The sequence below is a fragment of the Psychrilyobacter piezotolerans genome (assembly GCF_003391055.1).
GTDB classification, from domain to species: Bacteria; Fusobacteriota; Fusobacteriia; order Fusobacteriales; family Fusobacteriaceae; genus Psychrilyobacter; species Psychrilyobacter piezotolerans.
In genome coordinates this window covers 21,567-36,960 of record NZ_QUAJ01000009.1, presented here as the reverse complement: position 1 = coordinate 36,960, position 15,394 = coordinate 21,567, and the positions used below count along the sequence as shown (strand labels likewise).

At 34.3% G+C, this 15,394-nt stretch carries 17 protein-coding genes; 13 read left to right on the top strand and 4 right to left on the bottom strand.

What is annotated here, in order from left to right:
* Positions 1-50: 50 nt before the first annotated feature.
* Positions 51-692 (bottom strand): LPP20 family lipoprotein, encoded by a 642-nt coding sequence (locus DYH56_RS06555; protein ID WP_114642069.1) that lies wholly within the window; start codon positions 690-692, stop codon positions 51-53.
* Between the two features lie 278 nt (positions 693-970).
* Here DYH56_RS06555 and DYH56_RS06550 point away from each other — a divergent pair, with 278 nt between their 5' ends.
* From DYH56_RS06550 to DYH56_RS06495, 12 genes are all read left to right on the top strand, one after another.
* Complete coding sequence (locus tag DYH56_RS06550) at positions 971-1,663, top strand: 5'-methylthioadenosine/adenosylhomocysteine nucleosidase (protein ID WP_114642068.1); 693 nt, start codon at positions 971-973, stop codon at positions 1,661-1,663.
* A 275-nt stretch (positions 1,664-1,938) separates the two neighbouring features.
* Positions 1,939-3,171, top strand: a complete 1,233-nt coding sequence (locus tag DYH56_RS06545; protein WP_114642067.1) for a bifunctional folylpolyglutamate synthase/dihydrofolate synthase — start codon at positions 1,939-1,941, stop codon at positions 3,169-3,171.
* A gap of 4 nt (positions 3,172-3,175) precedes the next feature.
* On the top strand, positions 3,176-3,376 hold the full coding sequence (locus DYH56_RS06540) for a hypothetical protein (RefSeq protein WP_114642066.1): 201 nt from the start codon (positions 3,176-3,178) through the stop codon (positions 3,374-3,376).
* A gap of 34 nt (positions 3,377-3,410) precedes the next feature.
* On the top strand, positions 3,411-5,312 hold the full coding sequence (gene hprK, locus DYH56_RS06535; RefSeq protein WP_114642065.1) for an HPr(Ser) kinase/phosphatase: 1,902 nt from the start codon (positions 3,411-3,413) through the stop codon (positions 5,310-5,312).
* Positions 5,313-5,336: 24 nt separating this feature from the next.
* Positions 5,337-6,206, top strand: a complete 870-nt coding sequence (locus DYH56_RS06530; RefSeq protein ID WP_114642064.1) for a YitT family protein — start codon at positions 5,337-5,339, stop codon at positions 6,204-6,206.
* A gap of 36 nt (positions 6,207-6,242) precedes the next feature.
* On the top strand, positions 6,243-6,617 hold the full coding sequence (gene folB / locus DYH56_RS06525) for a dihydroneopterin aldolase (RefSeq protein ID WP_114642063.1): 375 nt from the start codon (positions 6,243-6,245) through the stop codon (positions 6,615-6,617).
* Positions 6,604-7,497 (top strand): 2-amino-4-hydroxy-6-hydroxymethyldihydropteridine diphosphokinase, encoded by an 894-nt coding sequence (gene folK, locus DYH56_RS06520; protein ID WP_114642062.1) that lies wholly within the window; start codon positions 6,604-6,606, stop codon positions 7,495-7,497. Before folB ends, folK begins: the two co-directional genes overlap by 14 nt.
* A complete protein-coding gene (locus tag DYH56_RS06515) occupies positions 7,487-8,500 on the top strand; it encodes a DHH family phosphoesterase (protein WP_114642061.1) in 1,014 nt (337 codons plus the stop codon). The genes folK and DYH56_RS06515 overlap by 11 nt, the downstream gene beginning before the upstream one ends.
* Positions 8,500-9,417, top strand: a complete 918-nt coding sequence (locus tag DYH56_RS06510; RefSeq protein WP_114642060.1) for a CsgG/HfaB family protein — start codon at positions 8,500-8,502, stop codon at positions 9,415-9,417. The genes DYH56_RS06515 and DYH56_RS06510 overlap by 1 nt, the downstream gene beginning before the upstream one ends.
* Position 9,418: 1 nt before the next feature.
* Entirely contained in the window at positions 9,419-10,246 is an 828-nt protein-coding gene (locus DYH56_RS06505) for a GNA1162 family protein (protein WP_114642059.1), read from the top strand.
* Positions 10,247-10,260: 14 nt separating this feature from the next.
* Positions 10,261-10,578: a cell division protein SepF gene (locus tag DYH56_RS06500; RefSeq protein ID WP_114642058.1), complete on the top strand. Its 318-nt coding sequence runs from the start codon at positions 10,261-10,263 to the stop codon at positions 10,576-10,578.
* 141 nt (positions 10,579-10,719) lie between these two features.
* On the top strand, positions 10,720-11,679 hold the full coding sequence (locus DYH56_RS06495) for a carbohydrate kinase family protein (RefSeq protein WP_114642057.1): 960 nt from the start codon (positions 10,720-10,722) through the stop codon (positions 11,677-11,679).
* A gap of 218 nt (positions 11,680-11,897) precedes the next feature.
* Here the strand turns inward: DYH56_RS06495 and DYH56_RS06490 are convergent, their stop codons facing one another.
* A complete protein-coding gene (locus DYH56_RS06490; RefSeq protein WP_114642056.1) occupies positions 11,898-12,779 on the bottom strand; it encodes a LysR family transcriptional regulator in 882 nt (293 codons plus the stop codon).
* 147 nt (positions 12,780-12,926) lie between these two features.
* Here DYH56_RS06490 and DYH56_RS06485 point away from each other — a divergent pair, with 147 nt between their 5' ends.
* On the top strand, positions 12,927-13,517 hold the full coding sequence (locus DYH56_RS06485; protein WP_114642055.1) for a DJ-1/PfpI family protein: 591 nt from the start codon (positions 12,927-12,929) through the stop codon (positions 13,515-13,517).
* 177 nt (positions 13,518-13,694) lie between these two features.
* On the opposite strand, the gene DYH56_RS06480 is transcribed toward DYH56_RS06485, so the two are convergent.
* On the bottom strand, positions 13,695-14,273 hold the full coding sequence (locus DYH56_RS06480; RefSeq protein ID WP_114642054.1) for an XTP/dITP diphosphatase: 579 nt from the start codon (positions 14,271-14,273) through the stop codon (positions 13,695-13,697).
* A 345-nt stretch (positions 14,274-14,618) separates the two neighbouring features.
* Positions 14,619-15,341 carry a ribonuclease PH gene (gene rph, locus DYH56_RS06475; RefSeq protein ID WP_310739948.1) on the bottom strand — a complete coding sequence of 241 codons (723 nt, stop codon included), beginning with the start codon at positions 15,339-15,341 and terminating at the stop codon, positions 14,619-14,621.
* Positions 15,342-15,394: the final 53 nt, after the last annotated feature.

Genomic DNA, 15,394 nt, shown 5'->3' with positions numbered 1-15,394 from the left:
AACCGCTAATTAGCGTAATTCGTGGTTCAGGTTTAGTTACTAACTTTTAATTATTCATCGCTGCTTTTTTCTTCCACAGTAGTTCCAGGAAAATCTTCATTGTTGGAGCTGCCAAAATAAGCATTTAACTCTCTCTCTAATTCAGCCTGTGAGGATTCAGCTTTTATTTTTAATTTTAAATTTTCGTCGGTATAATTATTCGGGTTATTTATAGCCTTTGCTGCACTCTCAATCAGCATTTCACTGTCTACAGTCATCAAAACAAATAATTCATCCTCAGGAGATATCCAAGTCTCTTTCAGAGAGGCTCCCTTGAGGTCTACACTGACCAATTCTTTTATTACATTTTCTGAAAGGGAATCCACACTGGTAGATTCACCTACCCCGATTTTACTGGTATATGATTTGAACAATCCATCAACTTTGGTTCTAATCTGCCCTCCCAGATCCATCCTGGCATTAGCCATAGCTTCCTTCCTGGCAAAATCAAACCCAAGATCTGTCATCACAGCTGATCCCACACCGGCAATTCCATTATCATAAGTAGGCTGGATTACCCATTTAGGATATTCCTTCATCTTTTCATAATTTACATTGGTCCCTAACTCTGGTTTTGTCTCCTTGGCACTACATCCGCCAAATGCTGCCGCAGTCAAAATAGTTAAAATTAAAATTGATTTTTTTATATTCATGATAATGTCCTCCTATTTATATTATATTCAACTTATTATACATATATTTTTTTAAAAATCCTATTAAAATTAAAAAAAATCATGTAATTTCAATTTAAATTTGATATAATTTTATAAGATAACTCGACTTATGCAATTTAAGATTACTTTAATGATCGTTATATTTTATTATAAAAAAATATAACATAACGTGTTTTTAGTTTGACTTTTTAGTATTATATTTAAAAATAATTTTTGCACAAGCCGGGATAATAAATAAATTAGGAGGGTATAAAAAAATGATAGGAATAATAGGTGCTATGCACGAGGAAATAATAGAATTAAAAAATATGATTTCAAACTTAGAGGAGGAGAAAATACTGGATATTATCTTCTACAAGGGAACTTTGGAAGGGAAAGAGATCGTATTGGTAGAGGGAGGAATAGGTAAGGTAAATGCATCTGTATGTACCACTTTATTAATCGACAGATTTAAAGTAAATCAACTGATATTTACAGGGGTAGCAGGCGGGACCAACCCTAATATAGAAGTAGGGGACATCGTTATCTCAAATGAACTTATGGAGCATGACTTTGACTGTACAGCTTTTGGAATGAAACATGGAGAGATCCCTAGAATGGAAACTTCTATCTTTAAAGCAGATGAAAAATTAATTAAAATAGCCGAGAAAAGTGCTCTGGAATTATTTGACAAAAAAAATATCTATACAGGCAGAATCGTAAGCGGGGATGTCTTTGTAGCTGAACCTAAAAAGATAAATTGGTTGAGAGAAACTTTCAACAGTGAATGTACAGAGATGGAAGGAGCAGCAGTAGCTCATGTCTGCCATTTATTCAAAACTCCATTTGTAATCATAAGATCTATCTCGGATAAAGCAAATGATGATGCTAAAACAGATTTCCAGGAATTCGTAAAATTAGCATCTAAGAACTCTAAAAACTTAATTGTAGAAATGATGAAAAGAGTGTAATTCTTATTTTCTTTGGAATTCTATTTAAAATAAAGTATTTTGATAATTTCAAAGAAAAATTATAGCTGTTTGCCCGCCAGAGGCGGGCAACCTCTATGATTTTAAATGCGTGTGCCACTGCGAAAGTTCAATAATTAATACGTAAAAAATTTAATCTCAAAGAGCAGAGATCAAAGAGAATTACAAAATTTTTAGTAATGATCTTTACGGTTATTTTTTCTTGAAAAATCTGTGTTATTCGTGGTTAAAAAGAAAAATTCAAAGGAAGTAAAATTATGAATATAGATAAAACCTTGGAAGAACTTTATTCCCTTACCAATATGGGGATAAAGCTGGGATTAGATAATATAAAAAACATCTTAAAATTCATGGGGAATCCCCAGGACAGCTATAAGATCCTGCACATTGCAGGAACCAACGGTAAGGGGTCCACAGCAAGTATTTTAGAAGCAGGTTTATTAGAAGCAGGATATAAGGTAGGAAAATATACCTCGCCCCATATTGAAAAATTCAATGAAAGAATTGTGGTTAATAGGGAGCAGATATCCGATGAAAAGATATACTCTTACTACAAAAAAATAAGGACCTTAATTGAAGTCAATAATTTTCACCCCACCTTCTTCGAGATAACTACCGCAATGATGTTTGATTATTTCAAAGATTGCGGTTGTGAATATGTAGTTTTAGAGACAGGTTTAGGGGGGCGTTTTGATGCAACCAATGTCTGTCATCCTGAAATTTCAATAATTACCAATATATCCCTGGACCATATAAATATTTTAGGAGATAATCTGACCGATATAGCCCGTGAAAAATGCGGCATTATCAAAAACAGCCCGGTGGTAATTGCTGACTCTAAACCAGAATTAATAGCTGCTGTTGAGGAAAAAACTAAGGACTATGTAGATGTGATAAAAAAATACAGGGATGTAAAATTTCAACTGACAGAAGATTTCGGAACTAAAATTTATATAGATAATCTGGAATTTAATCTGGCTCTTTATGGGGAGTATCAAATAAATAATTTTTTAGGGGCCTATGAAACCTTGAAAAAAATAGGTATATCGGATCAAAATATACAGAATGCAGTCTCAAAAGTTTACTGGCCTGGAAGATTTGAGATTTTTTCTAAAGAAGATCCCCTTATAATACTGGATGGAGCCCATAATGTAGATGCCGCATCCAGATTAAAGGAAAATATTCTGTCTAAATATAAGAAGGAGGATGTAGTTGCCATGGTCTCTATCTTAGGAGATAAAGATAGACATGGAATATTAGAGGAGATTTCAGAGTTTAGTGATGAGGTAATATTTACATCATTGGAAGATTTTCACAGGGGAACTTCGGGAAGGGAATTACTGGATCTGGTGCCTGACTTTAAGGAACAAAGGGTGGAAGATGACCTGGTAAAAGCTTTTGACCTGGCTAAAAAAACAAAGAAAGTTATAGTTGTCTGCGGATCATTTTATCTGTTGTCAAAATTCAAAAGATCTATTCAAAAGGGGTAGAATTATGACTAAAAAACAAGTTTTATTTTGGAGGATTATCTTAATCTTCATTATTGTCTTGGGAGGTTATTTTATAGCTCCAAATATTTCAGGAGATAAAAAACAAAATCCAGACCAGATAGTGGAAAAGGGAATAGATGAGAATGAGATAGAATTAAGCATCAGACCAGATGATTTCTATAAAAAAAAGAAAGATAAAAACTAGTCACCAATGACACCGGTAGACAATAGGGGGGCTTATGATTAAAAAATTTGTAAGATTATCAAAACTGGTAAAAGCTTTTGATTTCACTGTAATCTACGGGGGACTGGATAATTTAGAAAGAAAGATCTTACTCCCTACAGTACATAGAGTAGGAGCAGAATTAACCGGCTTTTTAATAAAGGGAGATCAGCTCAACAAGCAGCTGCATGTCTTGGGAACGGAGGAGATGAGGTATATCGACTCCCTCTCCCCTGAAGACAGAAAAGACAGGTTAAAAAAATACTTTTCCTATAATTTTCCTTGTATTATCGTAGCCTGTGAGAAGGAGATCCACCCTGATTTTATAGAATATGCTATAAAACATAATAAACCGCTCCTGACTACTCAAAATAAAACTGCAGTTGTCATAAGGAAATTAAAATATTTCCTCCAGAGAAAATTAGCACCTGAAATAAGGTTGGAGGAACACGTTTTAATTGAAATTCTGGGAATAGGAGTTTTGATAGGTGGTTATGAAGATGCAAGGATTGGGGCTACCCTGGAATTGATTGAAAGGGGACACAAGTATATCACCGATGAAAATTTAATTATAAAAAAAGTTGGAAGTGATATCCTGCTGGGAGAAAACGGCTATGATAAGAGTAATGTAAAAACACATTTTTATCTGGGGACTAGCAGCGGGAATATAGACATCACCAATAACTATGGGATCATTGCAACCAGGAGAACTAAGGAAATAAACCTATATATTAATCTGGAAAAATGGGACAAAATGAAATTTTATGACAGGCTGGGTATCGATAAAAAATTTGAGGAGATCCTGGGAGTTAAGATACCTAAGCTGAGCCTTCCGGTACGAAAAGGAAGAAATTTAGCTGTAATAATCGAAACGGCAGCTATAAATGAAAGGTTGAAACAAATTGGAGTGAATTCTTCTGAATATTTTTTAGAAGAAACTGCAAAATTGATCGCTTTTAATAAAAAAAATAAGAAAGGTGATGAGATGAAAAAAAAGATTTTGACAGTAAAAAAAATAGTCGATGAATTTAATCTAAAAGTTATTACGGGAGAGGAATTTTTAGAGTCAACTTATATAACCAAAACAGCACTTCATAACCCTGCTTTGGCACTTTCTGGATTTTATGAAGTGTTTTATAAAGATGGATCTAAAAGTTTACAACTATTTTCCCAGGGGGAATTAAATTTTTTAAAGAGTCTGGATCAGGATGTTAAATATAGAAATTTAAACAATTTTTTTGACTTTGACTTCCCTGCTATGATCATAGCAGATGCAGATGAGATTGAACAGTGTTTTATTGACCTGTCCAGGGAAAAAAAGAAAATCATGCTGCTCTCCGACCAAACTTCTACCCAGTTAACAGCAGATTTAAATCAATTTTTAGAAAAAAAGTTTGCTCCTAAAATCACCATGCATGGAGTATTTGTTGAGATGTTTGGATTTGGGGTACTGCTCACAGGAAGGAGCGGGATAGGTAAGAGTGAGACCGCCCTGGAATTAATTCACAGAGGACATAGATTAATTACAGATGATAAGGTAACTTTTCATGAACACCCCAGTGGAATGGTGATAGGAAAAGCCGGCAGGATCCCTTACTTTATGGAACTTCGAGGGCTGGGAATCATAGACATCAAGGCACTCTATGGACTGGGGTCTGTAAGAAAGGAAAAAAGATTAGACGCAATAATAGAGCTGAAGGAATTAAAAAGCGATGAATATTTGACTAAGACCAGCTCCAAAGGGATCCAGGTAGAGGTCTTGGGTCATCCTGTAGATCACGCAGAACTATATATAAGTTCCGGAAGAAATGCAGCGACCATGGTAGAAACCACTATCATGAATTTAATAGCTATCAAGTATGGCTATGATCCTGAAAAGGCATATAAGGGCAGAGTGAGACACAAAGAGTTTATATAAAACATATTAGGGGGCAAAAAGGAAATGAAAAGAAGGGTAAAGACATTGGCTATCGATTATTTTGTAATTAATTTAGGACTTATTATAGCCGCAATTGGAATAGGGCTGTTTATAGTTCCTGCAAAGATAGTCAGTGGTGGGGTAACGGGGATAGCAACCATATTATATTATACATTTAACCTGTCTGTTGGGACCAGTATGCTGTTTATCAATATCCCGTTATTTTTAATAGGGGTTAAAACTTTTGGTAAGGAATATGGTGCTAAAACATTGTTCGGCATCATAATGCTGTCATTTTATATAGATCTATTCAGAAAGATTGTGGGACTCGATAATGTAATAGATTTTACAAAGGGGAGTAATTTTTTATTGGCACCACTCTTTGGAGGTATTTTACTGGGAGTAGGTCTGGGGTTAGTTTTAAAATTTGGTGGCAGTACCGGCGGAACCGATATTATAGCTCAAATGGTCAATAAAATTACCAAGATACCGGTAGGTTACTGTATGATGATCAATGATACAATTATTATAGTCAGCGGAATAGCTATCTTTGGAATAGAAAAAGGATTATATGCAATCATTGCAATGTTTACAACTAACGTAGTTATCAATAAGATCTTTGAAGGGGTAGGATACACTAAGATGGTCTATGTCATAAGTGATCACTACGAAGTTATAAGGGAAATAATAATAAATGATATAAAAAAAGGGGGAACAGCTCTATCGGCAAAGGGACTCTATACAGATGAGAGTAAATCAATGATTATGACTGTCTTAAAAAACAAGGAGATCAGAGATCTTCAGGCTTTTATAAAACAAGTGGATCCAAGTGCATTCATGATCATATCAGAGGTTTACGAGGTGTTAGGTGAAGGGTTTAAACCACTGGATTAGACAATGTGACGTAAAAAAAACTCTTGGAGGAGAACAATGGACAAGATAATAGTAAAAAATATAAAGGCATATGGGTATCACGGTGCTTTAACCGAGGAAAATATATTGGGTCAAAACTTTTATGCTGATGTAACCTTATATAAATCATTAAAGAAAGCAGGTCTTACAGATGATCTGAGTAAAAGTATAAGCTATGTAGATGTATATTATGATGTAGAAGATATCATAAAGAATAAAAAATTTAAATTGATAGAAGCTTTAGCTGAGATGATCGCTCATACTTTACTGGTAAAATATGGTATAGAAAAGGTAGAAGTAGAGATCAGGAAACCCGGTGCTCCTATAAATGGCAGTTTTGACTATGTAGGAGTGGGAATAACCAGAGAGGCAAAAAACTATGAGATGGACTAGAGTTTATCTCAGTATGGGATCTAATATAGGGAATAAATACTACTACCTCTTAGGAGGTATCTTTGCCATATCTCAACTAAAAAAAACTAAGGTTACCGCTGTCTCAAGATTTTATTCAACAGATCCAGTGGGATATCTGGAGCAGGATGAATTTTTAAATTGTGCAATTGAGATTAAAACCCAATTGTTACCCTTTGAACTCCTCAGAGAACTTCAAAGGATAGAGTTGAAGTTAAAGAGGGAGCGAAAATTGAGATGGGGACCTAGAACCCTGGATATAGATATTATATCCTATGGGAATCTAAAGTTAAACAATGATGATCTTATTCTGCCCCATCCCAGGTATAAGGAGCGAAATTTTGTATTGATTCCCCTTTTAGATGTTATTAGGGATAAAAGCTATATCCGATCTATCATAGATTATAATGATAGAAGTGTCAGAGCAGAGAAAAAAATATCTCTCCTAATCAGCAGTTGTCTTGTTGGGAAAAAAACTTCGTATAAAGGTACGGCCAGTTACAATTATATTGCGGCTGAACTCCTAAAAGACAGGTTTGAATTCATAGAAACCTGCCCCGAAGTAGAGGGGGGACTCGGTATCCCCCGTCCATCAGCTGAAAGAAAGGGTGATAAGGTGGTAACTATTGAAGGTATAGATGTTACCCATGAATTTCAGGCAGGAGCCGGTAAAGCTCTGGAAAAAGCCTTAAAAAACAATATAAAACTTGCTCTATTAAAAGGAAAAAGCCCGTCTTGTGGAATAGATACTATATATGACGGGACTTTCACGAAAAATATGATTCCCAGAAATGGAATAACAGCAGACGAACTCCTACTAAAAGGAATAGACATAATCGAGGTGAATAAGGATGAACAATAAGTTTAGTGAGATATTGGAGGTTATAAAAAAAAGTAATAGAATATTAATTACAGGACATACCAGCCCCGATGGAGATGCCATAGGGAGCGGGTTAGCTCTGCTTTTAGCTCTGAATAAATTAAATGAAACTTTAAAAAAGCAAACTGAAGGGAGGGGTGAGATCTACCTGGATAAAACTTTAAGATTTATCTTGGAGGATAAAACCCCTAAAAATTTAAAGTTTTTAACCCACTCTATCCTCATTGAAGAATTCGGAAACTACGATTCGAAATATGAGTTTGACCTTATGATCTGTCTTGACAGCGGTAACTTTGACAGAATTGGAAGGGTAGGAGAATTAAAGGGCGAAAATACTAAAGTTATAAATATCGATCACCATATCAGTAACGACAGGTTTGGAGATTACAACTATGTAGGAGACATTTCATCCACTTCAGAGATTTTATTTGATTTTTTTAAAGAAGCAGGGATCGAACTGGACCACGGAATAGCAGAGTCTCTCTACACAGGTATAGTCAATGATACCGGTAATTTTAAACATTCAAATACCACTAAAAAAGTTTTTAAGACAGCTTCCGAGCTTCTGGAATATGGGGTAGAACCAGATGAAGTTATCAAAAACTTTTTTAACACCAAATCCATGGAAAAACTAAAATTAACAGGCCGGGTTTTATCCGATTTTAAATTTGTAGACAGCCATAAGTTGGTGTACTATTATATCAGTGAGGCGGAACTATCTGAATTAGGAGCTGGTAAAGATGATACCGGTGGCCTGGGAGAACTCCTCCTTTCCTATGAAAATGCAAGTGTATCCCTCTTTCTCAGGGAGGATAAGGGGCATATCAAGGGAAGTTTCAGGTCTAAATATGATGTAGATGTAAATGCCCTGGCTGGTCTTTTGGGCGGCGGCGGTCATGTTAAGGCGGCTGGATTTAAAACTGATAAAACTTCCGATGAAATATTGGATATAATAATTAAAAATATGAGTTTAGGAGGCGAATAATGAAGAAAAAATTATTAGTAGTTGCTCTGTTAGCATTAACCCTGGGTGCTTGTTCAAACAAAGGGGAATCCAATGTAAGAAAAGATGATAAAATTCAAAGTATGAGGGATTATGATTCTGTACAGGGGGTAGTATCTCCTAAAAGAAAAGTTGTCATAGCTGAATTTAAAAATCAAACCAGATTTGGCAGCAGAAGACTGGGAAATAATTTAACCGATGTTATTATTACAGAACTGGTAAAAAGTAACAGATTTATTGTTTTAGAGCGGGAAGATCTGGCCAAGGTAATGCAGGAGATAAATTTTTCTAATACTCTGGGACAGGGGCAGCTGGCATCTGAGAGAAAATTCCAGGATGCAGACTATGTTATCACAGGTGCAATCACTAAATATTCTGTAAACACCACTGGAAATAAAGGTGTCATCTCTACCAGCAAAACCCAGAGAGCCGAGATCTCATTTGACATGAAGATGATAAATGTAAGAACCGGGGAAGTAGTATTATCCGACCAAGGTGAGGGTGTATCAGACGTTGAATACAGCACTACTCTAGGTGTAGGTACCACAGGTGGATATGATGAAGGTCTGGAGCAGGAAGCCTTTAGAGCCGCAGCTATAGACGTTATGGATAATATCATAGAGACTGTGGATAAGACCCCTTGGATGGCAAATGTAGCCAAAGTCTCCGGGAATAAACTTTATATCAATGCAGGTAGAAAAAGTAATGTGGAGATAGGTACAAAATTAGGTGTATATAAGCAGGGAGAAAAGATCGAATTTAACGGTAAATTCTTAGGATTTGAAGAGAATAAAGTAGGAGAAGCAAGGGTAGTGGATTATTTGGGTGAAGATGCCGCTATCTTAGAGTATAAAGGGGAAGCTTTCACCATTCCCGGCGTAGTAAAGTTGATGAAGTAATATGAAGAGGTATAAGTTATTTTTATTATTTATTCTCTTAATATTTATAGGTTGTACACCAAAGCAGGATTTTGTATTAAAAGCTACCCCGTCAATATCCCCGGCTAAACTGGCAATTTTACCCGTCAATAATAATACAAATGATGTAGCTGGAGGATTTATCTTTCGGAAGGTAGTTTATAATAATTTTGAACAGGATAATGCTGGATATGATATCCAAAATATCAATAAAACCGATGAACTCCTAAATGAAGCAGGAATAACAGATGGAGGACAGTTAAAATTTGTAAAACCCATCGAGCTGTCTGAGATCTTAGGGGTGGATGGTCTCCTCTATACAGACTTGGATGAGTTGGATTTTATGACCTATCCCTACTACCATACCCGTTCTGTCAAGGGAACTTTTATGGTGTATAATTTTGAAAAATTGATCTGGGTAAAACCAATCAGGGTAGCTATAAAATATTTTGGTGTCAGTTCGGCAATAAATACCATAAGCGGAGCAGTCAGCGGCGACTCCGATCAATTAAATGCAGGGATGACCCGTGCCGCCATAGACATAGCTGTCCATCAGGGAATAAAATATGCTACTATTGCAGGCTTAGATCACGAGTTAGCCCCAGAGATGGCCCTGGTGAGTAAAAAATTATCCCATGTCATCCCCAGGGGGAGCCGGGATAACCCGGCTTATGTAAAAAAAAGTGAAGATGAGATCAAATATCTCCGGGAAAAAGTTAGTAATAAAGAATCTATAGTCACCGATGAGATGTATATAGAAGAGAAGGAAAAAGCCGAGGTGTTGGAGGAAATTATTCCAATATTAAATTAAAGAGGAGTGACAATATGAGCGATGTTATTTTTATAAAGCCTAAAAGTTTTGAAGATTCTAAAAGAATCGTAAATTATATTGTAGAAGATAAAATTTTACATATCAATTTAACTTCATCAGATAAAAAAATGTACCAAAGGGTACTGGATTTTATAAGTGGAGCAGTCTATCTAAAGGATGCAAAATTATTGAATCCGGCAGAAAACATCTATCTTTCTATACCAAAAGAAACTTCATTTTCTTGGGGTGAAGAGGATGGCGTGAAAGAAAATAAAGTTAGTCTGGTAGATCTAAGATATGACGAGGAAGAAGAAATAAAACCTGTTTTTTAAGATAATTTTTAATCATAAAGAATATAAAATTAAAAATTTGTAATAAAAATAGGTGTTCAATATACTATACGCCTTTAAATTATTTTGAAAACGTGATAAAATAGATAGTATTTTTTAAAATAAAGGAGTAGGGAGTAGTTTATGTATAAGAAAAATAAACCATATATTTTGGTATTTGGAGCATCAGTTGTAGACATATTTGGAATTTGTAATGTTGGGGTAAAATACAGGGTGAAAGACTCTAATCCTGGAAAAGTAAGGATGGCCTTTGGTGGTGTCTCTAGAAACATTGCAGAAAATATGGCTAGAATTGGTCTAAATACCAAGTTTATTTCTATCTTAGGAGACGATGAAAAGGGTCGTGCTATGTTGGACCATTCAGAGCTGATAGGGTATGATATGGAAGATTCTCTTATTTTAGAGGGTGGAAGAACACCAAGTTATTTGGCTATATTGGATCAATTTGGAGAAATGGTTTCAGCAGTGGCAGATATGGAAAGTATCAGTGCTATGAATACAGATTTTATCGATTCTAAATCTCACTTAATTGAAGATGCAGAATACACATTCTTAGATGCTGATGATCCCGAAAATTTAGAGTATATCTTAAAAAAGTTTACTGGTAAAACTAAATTCATCTTAGATCCGGTATCTTCTGAGAAGGCTGAGAAGATAAAGCATCTAATCGGCTATTTTCATACAATAAAACCAAATAAAAATGAAGCTGAAATCTTGACTGGGTTTTCTATAGACACAGATGAAGATCTAAAGAAAGCCGGAGAATATTTTTTAAACTTAGGTGTAAAAAAAGTATTTATAAGTTTAGATTCTGAAGGGGTGTACTATACCGATGGAATATCCAGCGGAAAGGTCAAAGCCTGTAATGTAACCGTTAAAAACGTAACAGGTGCAGGGGATTCCTTTGTGGCCGGACTGGGATTCGGATATATGAACGATATGGATATGGAGGAAATTGTAAAGTTTTCTATGACCATGTCTATTATTACCATCTCCTATGAAGGGACTATCCATCCCGACATGGATCTTATGAAAATTGCTAAAACTATGAGGGACGTCTCATGGGAAGAAAAATTCATCTAAAAAATAGATGAATAAATTAAAGATTTAAAGCAGGAGATTCTAAACAGAATCTCCTGCTTTTTTTAGTGTCCACTTTCCAGGTTATAGTATAAAACTTTAGCTCTCTTTCTGTATATCACTTTTATCACTAGGAAGAATAATATTAAATTTACATTGAATTTGAAACCCCTTAATAACTTTATGAAAAGCCTTTTTCGCCAAACAAATATAAATATCCTTTAGTTTATTTTAATAATATGCTTCATAAATTCATTCAGCAATGGTGATAACCATTTATTTTTATGATACGATATCTGAGTTGAAAATTTAATTTTATCCCTATTTCCCTTAATAACTCTAATCTTTTTAGCTTCTATTAAATCTTCTACACAAAATTGAGGTAGTAAGCTTACTCCAAGATTACTTACCACACATTGCTTTACGGCTTCAATACTTGAAAACTCTAATGTTCTTAACGGCGAAACATCTATATTGTAGAGATAGTTTTGAAAAAATCGTCTTAAAGAGCATTCTTTTTCTGTAAAAATAAAACACTTTTTCTCTATCTCACCTTTATTTTCTCTATTAATATTTTTAATATCAAACTCTTTACCACTTATAAATACAAGATTTTCTTCACTAATTTTATGAGTTATTAAATCTTCAAAATTCGTTTTAGGTTCTAATGTAATGATAAGGTCAAGCTCACCAGCATATAATCTTTCTCTAAGCTTATAACAATTATCACTTATAATTTTTAAATTAACATTTGGATAGGCACGATTAAATTGAGACAATCCTGAATTTAAACGATATATGACCAGCGACTCCGAAACACCGATATTTAACTCTCCTTTTGTATCTATTGTATCTACTGAAATATTCTTAATTATATCATAAGTATTCAGTAACTCAACTACATACTTGTATAATTCATTTCCTGTATCTGTTACATTTATTGTTTTTCCAAGACGATCAAAAAGAGGTGCTCCTACCTCTCTTTCAAGGGATTGTATGTGCTCACTAACAGTGGATTTTCCATAATATAAACTCTCCGCTGCTTTAGAAAAACTTTTAAGTTCAACTACTTTTTTAAATGTTTGAAATTTACGTATTTCCATTTATTTAACCTCCTTTCATTTAATAGGTTCGTATTTTACGAACATTAATTTCTATTATTTTGATTTTACCGAACTAATAACTTATGTTATCATAATAATATAAATTATTTTATTTGTAAATATTTTTTAACAAAAGGAGAAGTTATTATGAAGAAAATTTGTTTGTTACTTGCTGATGGATTTGAAGCAGTTGAAGCAGCTGTTTTTACAGATGTAATGGGTTGGAATCAATTTGAAGGCGATGGTAATACAGAGTTAATTACAGCAGGTACGAAAGACACATTAAAATGTACGTGGAATTTTACAGTTACCCCAGAAATGCATATCAGAGATATAAATGTTGACGAATTTGATGCATTGGCAATTCCTGGCGGCTTTGAAGAGGCAGGGTTCTACAAAGATGCTTTTAGTGAAGACTTTTTAGATGTTATCAAAAAATTTGATAAACAGGGTAAAATTATAGCTTCCATTTGTGTTGCTGCACTTCCTATTGGAAAAAGTGGTGTTCTTAATGGAAGAAATGCAACTACTTATAATCTCAATAATAAAAAGCGTCAGAAGCAATTATCTGATTTTAGTGCAAATGTAATAGCAGACCAATCTATAGTTATTGATAACAATATAATTACTTCATATAATCCATCCACTGCATTTGATGTTGCTTTTACTCTATTAGAACTTCTTACTTCAAAAGAAAATACAACCAATATTAAAAGATTAATGGGATTTATAAAATAAAACTCCTAACACTTTAAACTTTTAAATCACCAGCCTTCTTTAATTTTAGTCGATTCATCAATTTTTATCGATATTTTTAAATTAAAGAGTACTTTAGTTAATAGGAGTTAGTATAATCATATACAAATAAAAAGAGGGTGACCCAAGTAGAAAATCTACTTGGGTCGCCCTTTTTTTTTATAAATATCTATCAATCTCTGCCTGTAATTTTTTCAGTGCCTTAGCTCTATGACTGATCTCTTTCTTTATCTCTGGAATCTCAGCAAAAGTTTTACCATATTTTTCAATATAGAAATGAGGGTCATATCCAAATCCATCTGTTCCCCCCGGCTTTTCTACTATTACCCCTTCTACCTCTCCCCTGAAACTATGGTATTCACCATTTGGTTTTGCTAGAGTTATAACACATACGAATTTAGCACTTTTATCCTCTTTTCCTTTTAGTTCCCGGATCAATTTAATATTATTTGTCTTATCTGTAGCATTTTCTCCAGAATACCTGGCTGAATATATCCCAGGAGCTCCTCCTAGAGCATTTACGCACAATCCGCTGTCATCTGCAATGACTGGCATACCTACAGCTTTGGCTATCTCTAAGGCTTTCTTCTGGCTGTTTCCTTCAAAGGTATCTTTATCCTCTACCACATCTGGAATTGTATATCCGTCATTTATGGAAAGGATCTCATATCCATCTAAGATTTCAGATATCTCCTTTATTTTTTTCTTATTTCCTGTAGCTAAAAATAATTTTTTCATCTTTTTCTCCTTGTATAATGAAATAGAGCTATATATGCACTATTTCTAGTTCATTTAATTTTTTAGTCTTCTTTATTGGCATTTATAAGGCACCAAATAAAAAGCACTCCCAGCCAAAATAACATTAGTATTTTTGTAGTATTAAACATAATTATCACCTCTCTATCTGTGGATATTCACAATTTGACAGCCACTGCAAAAATTAGAAAAACATTAATAATGATTTTTTATTAAAATTTAATTCAATATTTATTATTGCAACTATATTTTAATTATACCACATTAAAGGTTCGTAAAAAAAATATATCTCCTACAAATCAATGCAGGAGATATTTTTTTCTTTTTTTATGCTCTCTCTATTGCTTCGTTTTGTATTTCAAATAATTCCTTGATCCCTTTTTCAGCCAGGTCCAATAGGTCATTTAATTCCTTTCTTGTAAATGTAGTTTCCTCTCCTGTTCCCTGTACTTCTACAAATTCCATCTTAGAGTTCATTATTACGTTCATATCTACATCTGCACTTGCATCCTCAGTATATTTAAGGTCTAACATTGGAACTCCTCCTACTACTCCTACACTGATAGCAGCTACATTTGAGATTAATGGAGATTCTTCTAACTTACCATCTGCAACTAATTTATTTATTGCTATAGCAAGAGCTACATATCCACCAGTTATAGAAGCGGTTCTTGTCCCACCGTCAGCTTGGATTACGTCACAGTCGATGGTTATACTTCTTTCCCCTAGTTTACCCATGTCTAAACATGCTCTAAGAGATCTCCCGATCAATCTTTGGATCTCCATAGTTCTTCCACCTAATTTACCCATTGAAGCTTCTCTTCTGTTTCTGTCTTCAGTAGCTCTCGGTAACATTGAATATTCTGCTGTAAGCCATCCTTTTCCTGTCTTTTTTAAAAATCTTGGAACACTTTCACTTACAGATGCAGTACAAATTACCTTAGTATGTCCCATCTCTATCAATACCGACCCTTCAGCATGAATTGTGAATCCCGTTATTAATTTAACATCTCTTAAGTCATTGTTTTTTCTCTTATCGCCTCTTAAAATACTCATTATTTATTTCTCCTTTTATATAATAGAAAGATTACTTCGTAATCTTT

Bases quoted from the DNA above. Each gene is read 5' to 3' on its own strand.
- DYH56_RS06555 (WP_114642069.1), bottom strand. From the start codon at position 692: ATGAATATAAAAAAATCAATTTTAATTTTAACTATTTTGACTGCGGCA.
- DYH56_RS06550 (WP_114642068.1), top strand. From the start codon at position 971: ATGATAGGAATAATAGGTGCTATGCACGAGGAAATAATAGAATTAAAA.
- DYH56_RS06545 (WP_114642067.1), top strand. From the start codon at position 1,939: ATGAATATAGATAAAACCTTGGAAGAACTTTATTCCCTTACCAATATG.
- DYH56_RS06540 (WP_114642066.1), top strand. From the start codon at position 3,176: ATGACTAAAAAACAAGTTTTATTTTGGAGGATTATCTTAATCTTCATT.
- hprK (WP_114642065.1), top strand. From the start codon at position 3,411: ATGATTAAAAAATTTGTAAGATTATCAAAACTGGTAAAAGCTTTTGAT.
- DYH56_RS06530 (WP_114642064.1), top strand. From the start codon at position 5,337: ATGAAAAGAAGGGTAAAGACATTGGCTATCGATTATTTTGTAATTAAT.
- folB (WP_114642063.1), top strand. From the start codon at position 6,243: ATGGACAAGATAATAGTAAAAAATATAAAGGCATATGGGTATCACGGT.
- folK (WP_114642062.1), top strand. From the start codon at position 6,604: ATGAGATGGACTAGAGTTTATCTCAGTATGGGATCTAATATAGGGAAT.
- DYH56_RS06515 (WP_114642061.1), top strand. From the start codon at position 7,487: ATGAACAATAAGTTTAGTGAGATATTGGAGGTTATAAAAAAAAGTAAT.
- DYH56_RS06510 (WP_114642060.1), top strand. From the start codon at position 8,500: ATGAAGAAAAAATTATTAGTAGTTGCTCTGTTAGCATTAACCCTGGGT.
- DYH56_RS06505 (WP_114642059.1), top strand. From the start codon at position 9,419: ATGAAGAGGTATAAGTTATTTTTATTATTTATTCTCTTAATATTTATA.
- DYH56_RS06500 (WP_114642058.1), top strand. From the start codon at position 10,261: ATGAGCGATGTTATTTTTATAAAGCCTAAAAGTTTTGAAGATTCTAAA.
- DYH56_RS06495 (WP_114642057.1), top strand. From the start codon at position 10,720: ATGTATAAGAAAAATAAACCATATATTTTGGTATTTGGAGCATCAGTT.
- DYH56_RS06490 (WP_114642056.1), bottom strand. From the start codon at position 12,779: ATGGAAATACGTAAATTTCAAACATTTAAAAAAGTAGTTGAACTTAAA.
- DYH56_RS06485 (WP_114642055.1), top strand. From the start codon at position 12,927: ATGAAGAAAATTTGTTTGTTACTTGCTGATGGATTTGAAGCAGTTGAA.
- DYH56_RS06480 (WP_114642054.1), bottom strand. From the start codon at position 14,273: ATGAAAAAATTATTTTTAGCTACAGGAAATAAGAAAAAAATAAAGGAG.